Origin of the sequence: Halorubrum sp. CGM4_25_10-8A (genome assembly GCF_005435025.1) — an archaeon.
GTDB lineage: Archaea > Halobacteriota > Halobacteria > Halobacteriales > Haloferacaceae > Halorubrum > Halorubrum ezzemoulense.
In genome coordinates this window covers 1-12,805 of sequence record NZ_SGTX01000006.1, presented here as the reverse complement: position 1 = coordinate 12,805, position 12,805 = coordinate 1, and the positions used below count along the sequence as shown (strand labels likewise).

The 12,805-nt window shown below is 58.9% G+C and carries 10 protein-coding genes and 2 pseudogenes; 6 read left to right on the top strand and 6 right to left on the bottom strand.

The window, feature by feature from the left end:
- Positions 1 to 179 precede the first annotated feature (179 nt).
- Positions 180 to 1,541, top strand: a complete 1,362-nt coding sequence (locus EXE52_RS08255) for an NAD-dependent succinate-semialdehyde dehydrogenase (protein ID WP_089309267.1) — start codon at positions 180 to 182, stop codon at positions 1,539 to 1,541.
- 93 nt (positions 1,542 to 1,634) lie between these two features.
- On the opposite strand, the gene EXE52_RS08250 is transcribed toward EXE52_RS08255, so the two are convergent.
- The 3 genes from EXE52_RS08250 to EXE52_RS08240 form a co-directional block, all read right to left on the bottom strand.
- Positions 1,635 to 3,308 carry a hypothetical protein gene (locus tag EXE52_RS08250; RefSeq protein ID WP_089309268.1) on the bottom strand — a complete coding sequence of 558 codons (1,674 nt, stop codon included), beginning with the start codon at positions 3,306 to 3,308 and terminating at the stop codon, positions 1,635 to 1,637.
- 260 nt (positions 3,309 to 3,568) lie between these two features.
- Positions 3,569 to 4,459: a DMT family transporter gene (locus EXE52_RS08245; RefSeq protein ID WP_089309269.1), complete on the bottom strand. Its 891-nt coding sequence runs from the start codon at positions 4,457 to 4,459 to the stop codon at positions 3,569 to 3,571.
- 720 nt (positions 4,460 to 5,179) lie between these two features.
- Positions 5,180 to 6,532, bottom strand: a complete 1,353-nt coding sequence (locus tag EXE52_RS08240; protein ID WP_137703703.1) for a restriction endonuclease — start codon at positions 6,530 to 6,532, stop codon at positions 5,180 to 5,182.
- A 116-nt stretch (positions 6,533 to 6,648) separates the two neighbouring features.
- On the opposite strand from EXE52_RS08240, the gene EXE52_RS19015 reads away from it, so the two are divergent.
- Together EXE52_RS19015 and EXE52_RS08235 are read left to right on the top strand one after the other, a co-directional pair.
- Positions 6,649 to 6,774 carry a hypothetical protein gene (locus tag EXE52_RS19015; RefSeq protein WP_255509803.1) on the top strand — a complete coding sequence of 42 codons (126 nt, stop codon included), beginning with the start codon at positions 6,649 to 6,651 and terminating at the stop codon, positions 6,772 to 6,774.
- A gap of 172 nt (positions 6,775 to 6,946) precedes the next feature.
- Entirely contained in the window at positions 6,947 to 7,375 is a 429-nt protein-coding gene (locus EXE52_RS08235; protein ID WP_089309271.1) for a desampylase, read from the top strand.
- A gap of 50 nt (positions 7,376 to 7,425) precedes the next feature.
- On the opposite strand, the gene EXE52_RS08230 is transcribed toward EXE52_RS08235, so the two are convergent.
- The 3 genes and pseudogenes from EXE52_RS08230 to EXE52_RS08220 all read right to left on the bottom strand — a co-directional run bounded on the left by EXE52_RS08230 (position 7,426) and on the right by EXE52_RS08220 (position 9,383).
- The gene (locus EXE52_RS08230) at positions 7,426 to 7,698 is read right to left on the bottom strand and encodes a hypothetical protein (protein ID WP_241988221.1); all 273 of its coding nucleotides are present in this window, start codon (positions 7,696 to 7,698) and stop codon (positions 7,426 to 7,428) included.
- A gap of 61 nt (positions 7,699 to 7,759) precedes the next feature.
- Positions 7,760 to 8,509 (bottom strand): annotated as a pseudogene (locus EXE52_RS08225) (RNA-guided endonuclease InsQ/TnpB family protein); the annotation flags it as partial.
- A gap of 217 nt (positions 8,510 to 8,726) precedes the next feature.
- Positions 8,727 to 9,383, bottom strand: a complete 657-nt coding sequence (locus tag EXE52_RS08220; protein WP_085682788.1) for a helix-turn-helix domain-containing protein — start codon at positions 9,381 to 9,383, stop codon at positions 8,727 to 8,729.
- Between the two features lie 211 nt (positions 9,384 to 9,594).
- Between EXE52_RS08220 and EXE52_RS08215 the strand changes: the two genes are divergently transcribed.
- The 3 genes and pseudogenes from EXE52_RS08215 to EXE52_RS08205 all read left to right on the top strand — a co-directional run bounded on the left by EXE52_RS08215 (position 9,595) and on the right by EXE52_RS08205 (position 12,799).
- Positions 9,595 to 9,774 (top strand): hypothetical protein, encoded by a 180-nt coding sequence (locus tag EXE52_RS08215; RefSeq protein WP_049933472.1) that lies wholly within the window; start codon positions 9,595 to 9,597, stop codon positions 9,772 to 9,774.
- An 87-nt stretch (positions 9,775 to 9,861) separates the two neighbouring features.
- Positions 9,862 to 10,929 carry a nitrogen regulation protein NR(II) gene (locus EXE52_RS08210; protein WP_089309273.1) on the top strand — a complete coding sequence of 356 codons (1,068 nt, stop codon included), beginning with the start codon at positions 9,862 to 9,864 and terminating at the stop codon, positions 10,927 to 10,929.
- Between the two features lie 776 nt (positions 10,930 to 11,705).
- A pseudogene (locus EXE52_RS08205) lies at positions 11,706 to 12,799 on the top strand (IS630 family transposase).
- Positions 12,800 to 12,805 lie beyond the last annotated feature (6 nt).

Genomic DNA, 12,805 nt, shown 5'->3' with positions numbered 1-12,805 from the left:
GTGTCGCTCACTACATAAATGTGTAGGTCCATGACACACCATCCCTTTATCTCGGTTCTGTGTTCCGCTAAACACCCCAGTACAGAATTAGATCGTCAGTTCTGAGTGCCGGGCCGGTTACCTGAGCAGCTATCAAACGTGACCAATGTTAATGTACCTGTGTTGCGTTCCCAGATCGCATGGATGTAGTGAATCCAGCAACGGGGGCTCGTGTTGAGACATACGACGATCACGATGAAGACGACGTTGAAGCGGCCTTAGACCGGTCAGAACAAGCATTCAAAGACTGGCAGACCCGCCCGCTTCGGGAGCGAGAGCAACTTCTGGCGAACGCGGCAGAGGTGCTCAGAGAGAACAAACAGGAGTACGCCGAGACGATGACGCGGGAGATGGGTAAGCCGATCTCACAGGCGGTTGGCGAGGTTGAAAAGTGCGCGTGGGTCTGTGAGCATTACGCGGAACACGCAAGTGCGTATCTCGAAGCCGACCACCATCCGAGTCCTCCGGGGTCGGAAGTGAAAACCGAACACGAACCGCTCGGAACTGTCTTAGCGGTGATGCCGTGGAATTTCCCACTCTGGCAGGTGTTCCGCTTTGCCGCACCGTACCTCACCGCTGGAAACGTGGGGATTCTCAAGCACGCGTCGAATGTACCTGGGTGCGCGCTCGCAATCGAGGAAGTGTTCCAGAAGGCCGGGTATCCTGATGACGTCTTCCAGTCGCTGCTGATTCCATCGGATCTCGTAGATAATCTCCTGACGGACAGTCGGGTTCGGGCCGCAACGCTGACAGGAAGTGGTCCAGCTGGACGTGCGGTAGCCGCGAACGCCGGTGACCAACTCAAAAAGACCGTCCTCGAACTTGGAGGGAGCGACCCATTCGTTGTCCTCGACGATGCGGACCTATCGGCTGCGGCTGAGACAGGCGCTTGGGCGCGGAATCTAAACGGTGGTCAATCGTGTATTGCCGCGAAACGGTTCATCGTCCACACGGACGTATACGATGAATTCCTTGGCTCACTGACCGACGAAATGGATTCGCTCGTTGTGGGAGATCCCGCAAACGAGGAGACCGATATCGGGCCACAGGCCCGAGAAGATCTTATGGAAACTCTTCATGAACAGGTCACCGCAAGCGTCGAGGCTGGAGCGACGCTCGTGACTGGCGGTGAGCCTCTCGACAGAGAAGGAGCCTTCTACCCGCCGACCATCTTGACTGATCCCCCGGAAGGGTGTCCCGTCGACACGGAGGAGACATTCGGCCCAGTAGCTACGGTTTACGAGGTTGACGACGAGGAGTCGGCGATCACCAAGGCTAATGACACACCGTTTGGACTCGGAGCCAGCGTTTGGACGCAGGACCGCGACCGCGGTGAACGTGTGGCAAGCCGTATCGACGCGGGCTGCGTGTACGTGAATCAGTTGGTGAAGTCCGACCCACGGGTTCCGTTTGGCGGTGTCAAGGACTCAGGCTATGGCCGGGAACTCTCCGAGGCTGGGATCAAGGAGTTTGTCAATCGCAAAACCGTTTGGATCGAATAACATCGGACAAGTTGGGTAGCGGCTTTTAGGGGTGCCTTCGTCAGGTGGACAGCATGCCGAAGTCAATAGCGCCCACATTACCGAGCCATTTCCCTAACTGCCGAGGGCTTGAGCGGTCGCGTTCTCTGTACCAACGGAGGTGTTCGTGGGTGTCCGTATTTCGAGCGATTCGTCGTCGTACACTCTCATGGTCTCAATTACAGTACCGTTCTCGGCAACTCGTTGGACGATAACCGTCGGCGTCTCCGTAGGCGTCACTGGGTCTGTTTCGGTAGGATTCTCGACCGGTGTCTCGCCAGCGAGGAACTGCGAGATCGCGTCAGTCTCTTCGAACGAATCGACGTTCCCGGACCGTGCGTCTACAAACGCGACGTACGCGATCCCGCTGTTATCTTCGGGGACGACGCGCACTTGCCAATACTCTCGATCGTCGATGACTGTGAGAATGGGTTCGGCTGGCGAAAAGCGGTCCCAGTCTGTCTGTGGCGCTGATTGCCGCACGAGATCTGCTGCTCGCTGTGGGCCGAACAGCGAGTCAGTTGGGATGTAGCGTTCGAAGGTTCCGGTTTGGCCGTCGATTGTCCACAACTCTTGGAGACCCTGTGCGTCGCCGTACGGTTCGACAGCAACAACGTACTGCGGCCCCGACTCAGAGAGAATGAAGAACGGCTGGTCGTTTCCGTCTCCGGGAAGCGGCGCGATCTCGATTTCATCTTCGTGGCTCGTATAGGTGTTGAGGATTCCATTTCGGTACTTCGTTGCCGCGACCGATTGAAGCGCCAGTTTCTCTGGATACAGTTGCTGAGTGTCAAGGATTGGGCTAGCCGCAGCCTCAGAGGGAGAGAGCATGTCGATCGAACCGCTTGGATCAATGACGGCGACGCCTCCCCAATGTGGTGTCGAGTGTGGTAACGGCGTCAAGTGGAATGTGGGCTCAGTGTATGGGACGGTGATGTATTGAGTCTCATTGTGGATGACCATCTTCGGATCACCGTAGTCCACGAGATACGCCTGCGATTTGAGGAGCTTCCAGCGGTAGTTCCGATAAAAGATCGTTCCGACGCCAGTTTCGAGCTCGCCGTCTACGGACCGTACATTCGCCTGCTGAGTTGTCATATCGACAAGGACAGTTCCGGCTTGACGCTTTGTGATCGTGTTAAATAGGCCATCCGGAGCGAGCGGAGCAGCCCAGTAGGGAGTCCCATTCACCACGCTGATATCGGTCTCCCCGACGCGGTACTGCGGCCGGTTGAGTGTGTTCGATGCGTACCGTTCGGCGACCGCTCGCGTGACAATTCGGGGATTGTCGGCGTCAACATCGTCGAGTTGCTCAACAGTAGCCGTCTGGCTCATTGTTTGGTCGCTTAATGTGACGCCAGCGACTGCGTTAGCGACGGGCATCAGCGCGAACGCAGCGATCACGACGACGACTACACCGACACGAAGTGGGGTAATCGTGTGGTCGCTGCTGGAGAGCGTGTTGATGACGGTCTCAACGCGGTCGCCCGCACGTACGGTAACCCACGCCGCGATACTACCAGCAATGATGCCAAGCAGCAGTAGCGGCGTCGTATACACCGTGTAGATGAGGCCATGGAGCCACGGCCGGAAGAACCAGCCGACGGCAACAGCAAGAATCCCAACAATGCCAAGCGGAATCCACGGTGGCGCCGACTGGTCTTGATCCGAGTCATCTGATGGCCAGTCGGCCAGATCGGTATCGAAGGGTTGTTCGTCTGAATCATCGGATGGAGGGCGTTCTGACATTCGTATGGGGCGTGAAATTATGATCTTGAACCTTGTATGTATGAGTTGCGAACCAACCCGCAAATTAGGTAGTAACTTCGCCGAATTACGAATTGACACAAATTCTACCAATAAGTAAGATCTTATCCTCGCTTGGGAGGGAGGCGATCCACTCAAAATCGGCTCGTGAGATGATCCTTTGATCGTGTACCGCACTTGCCAACCACTGGGACCCCAGCGAAGTGTTCGGAAGGTCTCCCGAAGTCACCAATCACGCACCACTATGTTCCACGCAATGTCCGCCACTTCGCGGCGACGAACCCTGCCACGATGAACCCGAACCCGGCGACGGTCGCCGGCGTCACTTCCTGCCCAAGCACGAGCCAGCCGGCCAGCGCTGCGAACACGGGGATGACGTACTCAATGAAGCTCATCTCGATGGGTCCGAGGTCGTCGAGTAACGTGAAATAAAGCAAGAAGCCGCCGACGCCAGCAACGGCAGAAAGGTACGCAAGTGCGGCGAGTGCGGACGGGGTCCACGTGGCGGCCGCGAACGATTGACCGGGGACTGCGATCACAGCGGCGTGGAGCACGACGGCGCCAATAGCCATCATCCACGCCTGCGTCGAGAGGAACGGCATCGACGGCGACCTGCTGTGCGTGACGACCGCGGCGACGGCGAACGCAAGTGCGGACGCAAGCACGAGCGACACTCCGAAGACGCTGTCCGCGAGATTCGCGGGGTCGGGATCAGCGATGACGACGACGCCAACGAATCCAAGCACGACGCCGAGTCCGGTGGCAGCGGTAAACTCTTCCTCAGTAGAGACGAGCCGCGTGAGCGCAGGTGTCACCACGGGGACGAGACCCAACAGAACGGCCGCGACACCGCCCGTGACGTACCGCTGGCCCGCGAAGAGGAATGCGTGGTGCGCACCGATTGTGAGCGCGCCACCGACGAACACGTAGACGTAGTCGTCCCGAGTATGGGGACGGATATCCGCATCGGAGGCAACCACAGCGACGAACAACAGTGCGGCAGCGATGTCGAAACGCACGGCCGCAAACGGCACCGCAGGGAGATCAGCCAGGCCGACGTCCGTCGCCATGAACGCGGTGCCCCAGACGGCACACAGAAGCAAGAATCGGCCGGCCGTCCCGTAGCGACTCATTCACGAGGAGGTCGCCGCCAACAGCGAAATATCCGTCGGACCGCGCCAACTCTCGAGTGACCCGATGCGCCTAGCGACGGCGTCGACTGCGAAGTAGATGTAGACAAACAGACCTCAACGCTGGGTTAGCGCCCATCAGGGCTTCTAGGGTGATATAAATACCACCAGTCTAGGTGATCAGCAAGCCCGTTCAGATGACCCCGCCGTTGACATCCTCCTCCGCGTAAACGCGGAGGAATCCTGAGCGTTGGAGATTTCAGGTTTACAGTTCCACCGAACTCCGACACGGTGAGAATCCGTGTGGGGTTCACGGACTGTGACGGGTGGGACTGCTGGGAGTGCCAAGCCCCCGGTACTCCTATCCTCTATCGTGTTCGGACTCCCGGAGTTGTTTTTGCCTCGGGGAGTCCGGCAGACTTCGCTGGACTTGGAGTTACTTTCTGTGGTGCGTACAGCAGTCGGGCACTGCGTCGGTTCATTATAAGAACCGACCGTTCACCCAACTGGTTCCGATTACTGTCTCATTGCTTGGGGCGGACAGGCCGCCATCGTAGGACTAACGGGAGTCGCTCTGTTCCCAGTCTGATTCCTATCTATACGTGGGATTGCCTGTCGCTTTAAGATGCGGATTGCCAAATCTCAGTGTGGCTATTGTAGTGTAGATTGACTCCGAGTTGTCGGATTCATCCTGCGGCTGAAGCCGCAGGTATTCTCCTTGATCTATATAACGAGCAGTCCAATGATGAGCAGCAGCGCCGCGACCACGCTGCCGCCCGCCAGTAACGGGTTCTCCATCGCCTTCTCGTGAAGTGGCATCTCGGCGTATTCCTCGCGGAACGTCTCGAGATTCTGTTCGCCGTAGAAGTACTTCGGCTTCAACGCGAACCGTTCGGTCACCGCACAGCCCGTACAGACCGGCTCACCTTCCACCCGTTCGGTCTTGATGTGGCTGCGGCAGGCGATCGCCCCGCAGTTCGGACAGTAGGTGTAGGTCTCGTCGATACCGCTCGTCTCGCAGTGGACGCACCGATGAATCCCGTCCTCCAAGGTGACCCGTGAAGGGCCAGCAGCATAGTATTCGTACGGATACGAATACTCTTGTAGCTCGGTCGTCTGCCGAACCTCAGGGAGATACACCGGCTCGATCGATTGCACAGAGATATCCGAGAGATTCGGCTTACACGTCTTGTTGTAGGTGACGTTGTTGTCGCCGGTATAGGTCACCGTCGTCGTGTGATAGTCCTGAAGCCGGTCAACAGCCCACTCCTTGTACTCTGTTTGGGTCTGCCCAAATCGGCGCTCCTCGACGTCGTCGAATACCTCGGTTAACTGTCCAATATCGAGGGGGACCGCCGCGTGGAAGTTCTCGATGACTAGCGTCGCGACGTCGTCGTCGGCCACCTTCGGATGTCCACGGTCAGCGTGGACGACGAGCTGTGTGCGATCGTTGATCCGGTGGATGACGCCTACCGATGTCTCGAAGACAGCGTTCGTGTCCGCGGTGACCGCAACCACCGGGCGGAACGTCACCGTCGAATGTGGCTCCGGAAGGTCGGCGGCCTCGATGTTCTCGATGTCACGGAACCTCTCCTTGACGGGGGTGTCGACATCTGTTGCCGGATCGTGGGGACGTAGCGTCTCGTCACAGAGAATCTCAATGCGACCGTTATAGAGATCAAGCCCGATCTCGTCGGCGATCTCCCGGAGAGCCTCGCCGTCGAGCAACTCGATTGGGTGGGGGTCGTCGTTCTGTTGGAGTCGGTTTGTGTACTCCTGAGCAGGGTCCGTGAACCGGCCAGTCGTGACGACCATTCCGCGTTTGGGGCCGTCAAAGTCGAACGTCGCGATCGCCGAGTGGAGCTTCTGGACGACTGGCCGCCCGACCGTCCCCGTGTGCTTACACTCGACGACGATTGCTCTCCGTGTTCCGTCGATGACTTCCTCCATCAGGACATCTCGGCCCTCGTCAGCTGTCTTCTCAGCTTGGCGGACGTTCTCGTAGCCGAGGTTGCGGAAGACATCTTCTATCAGGTCCTCGAACTCGAACCCCGAGAGGTCGTCCAGTATAGCCATCCGACTGTGATTAGACAGTATCTTGTTATAACGCCTCTGTACGCGCACAGTCAGCAGAATCTCACCGTGATCCAAGCCGCACTCGCCTACGACGAGGCCAGCCACCAGCTCGCGGTATGAACAGGGACGACGGTGCCGGCGAGTTCGATCCGATCTGTCTCCCGGCGCTTCAGTGTATTCGTGACTGCTGGCTCGAACCCGAATCGCTCGTCGGCGACGACTACGAGATTATCACGTTCTAAACGGTTCGGCGCGCTCACCCGACACAACGCTGACTCGGAGACGGCGTCAACTCCGCGAACAGCACCCCTATTTTTGCGTACGTCATGTCCTCAATGACCGCCGGTTCTCCTGACTCGCCTCCCCTCTTGCCGGTCGGAACGGACTTATCCGGACATCAGGCTATCTCAGGGTATGATCAAACTCACGCGGGCAGCGTACGATGACATCATGTATCGGGCGTACAAAGGCGGCGAGGCAGAGATCTGTGGCGTGCTCGCTGGCGAACACGGCACTGACGGTGACAAGAGCGTCGTCACAGGGACGTACGCTGCTGAGAACGTCGCGGAAACACCAGAGATCCGCTACCTGATCGACCCCGAAGAGCAGCTTGAGCTGATTGAGACCGTTGAGGAGGCGGGTCTTGACGTGGTCGGGTTCTACCACTCGCACCCGACCGGACCGGCGCACCCGAGCGAGACGGACGCCGCACAGGCCACGTGGCCGGACCACTCGTATGTCATTTGCGCACTTGACGGCTACCCCTTCGTCGGCTCGTGGCGGTGGCGCGACAACGAAGAGGCGTTCGAACAGGAGACCGTCTCGATCCGAAGCGAGCGCTGAACGAACCCCGCAGACGGCGAGTATTCTCACAGCACTCGGCACGCGGTCTCTCAACGGGAAACGGCGAGACCGGCGCTACGAACCATCCGCGTCTCGGAAACTCCCCGGTTCGCGTCGCCCCAAACCGGGTCGGAGGGAAGCCTCTTACTCGATCGCTTCGATCTCCGGTTCGGCGTCGCCACCAGCGTCAATCGCGCAGGATGCCTGTACCCCACGTCGTGGACGGACTCGATGGCCGAGTCATCGCCACAGACCGGGCAGTCGTCCTGCTTGGGGATCTCGACCTTGTCGAACTCCATGTCGAGGGCGTCGGAGAACAGCATCGACCCGTCGAGGGTCTCGCCTTTGCCGATAAGGTGTGTCAACTACCCCACCCTACTTCGCTCACTCTGAGGGGTTCGCTCGTGGAGAGTGGGGCTTGTCCATGAACTCGGCCTCGAACCCATCCAGGTAGGCGGTGAATCCGCCACTCGGCGTCACTGTTCCAGACTTTAGGGCATGCTGACTATTGCCCGTCCAGCGAGACGACTGTTGGCCCCGACGGACATACCGCATCCAGGTGTTCTTCGCCGCGTTGTAGTCCGCGTTCGCTTCCGACTCGCACTTCACGCACCGGAAATCGGTGCGGGTCGCGCGATTCTCCTCAGCTGTGAAGCCACACTCGGCGCACCGCTGTGACGTGTACGGTGACCCGACTTGCTTCACTGAGATACCTTTCGCTTCGGATTTATACGCCACTTTCTCGTACAGCGCTCGGAACGCCCGCTTGTGACCCCACAACGCACCTGTGCGATCGCGGATGTGGGTTAGGTTCTCGAAGGCTATCACGTCGGACTCATATCGGAGGGCTTCGTCCACGATAGCGTTCGACGCTCGGTGAAGTACGTCACGCACGTAGCGAAATTCCCGGCCACTCGACTGTTCGAGCGCCCGATGGGCGCTTCGCGTCCAGGTCTGTTGGAGTCCGGCGCGTACTTTCTCGAACTCGCGGAAGTCGTGAGTCAACTCCCGCCCGGTGAAAAAGAAGGCGGTGCTGGTGACAGCGAGGTTTTGGATACCGAGGTCAACCCCGAGGACCGTCCCGTCCTCGGCGGTGTTCCGCTCCGTACTGTTCTTCTCCCGACGGAAACCGATAGTGATTTTCGAGCATAATGTGAGGGTTCTCCGGCTTCACATCTTTCGCATCGGCGATTCCTTCGATGATTTTCTCAACTACCGTCTTGTCCGTACCGTCACTTGTCTCTCACGTGTCAGAGACCCGTCTAATTCGCAGTTTTCAGTGACCGGCTGTTTCGGACAAAACGTATCTGAAGAATAGAACTTCAACAGAGCTTCACCGCCAGAACCGCGGCTACTCGTCCGGTTCGTCGACCAGCAGCGTGTTCAGTACCAGCGTGGAGATACCGCGCCGGAGGCGTTCGGTGACGGCCTGATCGGAGATGCCGAACGAGTCCGCGAGCTCCTGGGTGGAGATCTGCCGCGGGAGCGAGTAGTAGCCGGCCTCGACGGCGGCCGCGAGGGTCTCGCGCTGCGGAGGCGTCATCCCGTACCACGGACCGGCGTCCGGCTTCGTGGGGTTGTAGATGCGCTCGATCGAGACGTCGATGTCCTCGTCGAGGTAGAACTCTTGAAACGACGAGAGCGCCTCGTGGCTCGGGAACCTGAGTTCGAGCCCCCACGTGTCGGCGGTTCCGGTCGCACCCAGCAGGACCGCGTCCAAGTCGAGGATCCGGCGGAGCAGCGAGGCTTCCGAGGGGTCCCAGTTCAGCGCGTACAGCGTCTCGTCCTCGTGGGTGTCGACGAGCTGGATGTCGTTGACCGAGGGGTGTTCACGGACGGAGCGCTCGAACGTCTCGCGGACTTCGTTCTGGATCCGAACGAACGGCGTGGGTTTCCCGCCCAGCGGCACCATCGTTTCCAGCGTGAGCTGCGTCGGCTCTTCGATCCGGAGGATCCGTCCCAATTCGAATTCGACAGATGGAATAGTCAACTCAACGATAACGCTCATCAGATACAGCACTGTTCTGTCGCAAACGCGTTAAAAACTCGGTAGAAACCTTCTACTGGAGCGCGATTCACCTTGGTGTACCATGTGTTTCGGTAGTATTATCCGTTTAGGAGACCTATCGATAATCGTAGAAACAGACGACTGCGGTCTCTGTTTGCGCGGCGGTGAGTTTCGCGACAGCATCGTATCGCAGTCGAGTGTACGTTTCATCATGACAACTGGCGACTCATCCGAAGACGACATATCGAGTACAGAGGAGTTCGAGGTCGCCCTCGGTCGGGTGCTCTGCGACGCCCTCGAGAACGGCGTCGATCCCCGCGGAACGTGGGAGTATCGGACCGAGGGCACGGGTTCCGACATGGAAGTCCTGGTGGTCGAACTGGCAGACTGACGCCCGCGGCCTCGCCGATTGGTTCTGGTATAAATACCTTGGTAAGCCAGTCCGAAGAGACTGGTAACCGGAGCGTAATCCCCTCGTGTGACAGACGATCCCGACCCCGCGACGAACGCCCTTGATCCTCCGACGAACGCCTCTGAGTCGGGAGACCCCGTGGCCCGTCGCCTCCTCGAAGGCGTCTCCACGCACGCAATCTTCATGTTGAACGCCGACGGGAACATCGTCGCGTGGCCGGCGCCGGCGACGGCGCTCTACGGACACGACGCGACGGCGGTCCTTGACCGACACGTCCGGATGCTGTTCGCCGACGACGAGGGCGAGGCGGACTCCGACTCACTTCCCGGGGACTTCTTCGCGGAGCCGAGAGAGGAATCGGTAGAGTTCGAACACTGGCACCGGCGCGCGGACGGCTCCGTCTTCTGGGGCACCCTGACGCTGTCGCCGCTGCGGAACGGCGAGTTCCGCGGGTACGCGGCGATCAGCCGGGACACGACGACTGCGAAGGAGTACGAGCGGATGTTAGAGCGGCAGAACGACCGCCTCAAGGAGTTCACCGATATTCTCGCGCACGACCTTCGGAACCCGCTGAACGTCATCGAGGGGAGCCTGACGCTGTACGAGGAGGCCGGTGACGAGGAACACCTCGAACGGATCGGCGAGACGACCGACCGGATGGCACGGCTCGTCGACGACCTGCTCCGCGTCGCGCGACAGGGAAACGTCGTCAGCGACCCGGAGCCGACTGACGTCGGCGAGGTCGTCGAGGCCGCCTGGCGGAGCCTCGGTGGGAAGTCGGGAGCGGCGCTCACCTACGAGCCCGTCCCGTCGGTGAGCAGCGACCCCGACCGGCTCCGCGAGCTGTTCGAGAACCTCTTCCAAAACGCGACGGACCACGGCGGCGACGACGCAGCGGTCCGGGTCGGGCCCCTCGACACGGGCCTCTTCGTCGAGGACGACGGCCCCGGGATCGCTGACGGCTGCGAGGAGGAGGTCTTCGACCACGGTTTCACCACGCGCGACGGCGGGCACGGCTACGGCCTCTCGGTCGTCCGGACCATCGTCAACGCGCACGGTTGGGACGTCGTCGCGACTGAGGCAGAGAGCGGCGGCGCGCGGTTCGAGATCACCGGGATCGACTTCCTCGGCTGACGGAGGAGCCGACGGACGCCAGCACGAGCCGCGGAACGAATGCGGCCTCCGCCCCTCGGCGGCAACGGGATCGAGGCCACCGACATATTTTCCATTTCCACCCTCGATTGGTATAAACTGGCTCTGTTGAAATACTTCAGAGCTGATAGAAGCTACGTGCGAGATACAGACGATCTAAATCACGAGTCAGCCGATAGAACGCGCTTGCGTATGTAACAGCCAGCCCGATGGAGTCGAGACGGAATTGACATCCTCCTCCGCGTAAACGCGGAGGAATCCCGAGCGGTGGGAGTTTCAGGTTTACAGTCCAGTCAGTGGACTACCAGCCCTTTCGGGCACGGGTAGCCCCACAGTGTCGGACTGGTGGACTGCTGGCCATGCCAACTGGCCGTTACCCCTATCCTCAACCGTGTACGGCGTCCCAGTGTTGTTTTTGCCACGGGGACGCCGGCAAGCGTCAACGGACTTGGGGGTATCGTCTGGTTTGCTTTGAGCAGTCGGCACAGACACACCCTTCGAGGATATGGCGTTCACCGACTGACCTTTCAGATACTGCCTCGTTACGCGGGCGGACGGGCCGCCTCCGAAGGACGGTTCGGAATCCGCTCCGTTCCGACCGATTCCTACCTTTGTATATAGCGGCCTGTCAGTTAAATCTCTGTCTGTGAAACTCGGTACAGACGTTCGGCTAGTGGATTGCTTCCCACTATGTCGGCTTCATCACCCGCCTGTAATGAGTATGAAAACTTTTGTTAGTTAAGCTTGATAGAAGAGTAATGGAGCGCTCACGTCGAAAAGAGATTGAGCATCACTTGACTGAGGAAGAAATCGATGAACTGCTACGTGAGGCCGAAGACGATCACCACCTCCGCCGTCTTGGATTTTTGAAGAATCTCTACCGGGGTGACTCAATTCCGGAGGCCGCCGACCGCGAAGGTCGGTCGGCCGCCACCGGTGGTCGCTGGGCGGATGCTTGGAACGAGGATGGCCTAGAAGGACTGATGCCGAGTTTCGGGGGCGGCCGGCCCCCGAAACTCGACGAGGATGAGCAAGACGAGCTGGTGGAGATGCTTCGTGACGGCCAACCGTGGAAATCACAGGAGATTCAGCATCTTCTTCAGGAGGAATTTGGCGTTTCCTACAGCCCAAATTACCTCGGTACTTTCCTTCGGAAACTCGGTCTCTCGTACGCGAAACCACGACCAAAGCGTCCACATCGGCCAGAGAATCCTGATGAAATCCTCGAAGAGCGCGTCGATGACGCGCTCGACGAGGACGACCAGCCACACAACAAACGTGAGGGAGAAGACGAAGAAGGGTGGATTGTTGAGGATGATATTTGTACTGATGGAGGTACCGTCCTCGGGTTTTTGATGCATCGAAGCCACAGCCGTACGATAATTCGCGGCGTGTTTGGTACGTTGACGACCCTCACATCGAACGGGAGTTAGTCAAGACACACGATTCTGCGGTCGGATTCTACGCGCTCAACGGTGAGAGTCTGGTAACGTTCACCGAAAACGAAGAGAAAGAGCAGATTTGCGGGGTATTAGAGAAGATCCGCGAGCAGAATCCCGGCAAGCGGATTCTGCTCGTCTTGGACAAGCACGGTTCGCATAGATGTGAATACACGCGTAGACGCGCGCATCAGCTCGGAATTGACCTGATTTTTATTCCATCAGGCTCACCGCACCTGAATCCAATCGAGCAAGTCTGGAAGTATCTCAAATGGACGATGGCACCAATTGTCGTTGAGAGCGAAGCGGAATTCAAAGACCTCGTTCAGGAAACTTTTGAGAAAATAACGAAACGCGTCAGCTTCGCAAAGAAGTGGTGTGAACAGTTCCTTGACTTTCGAATGTTATCTTAATCATTA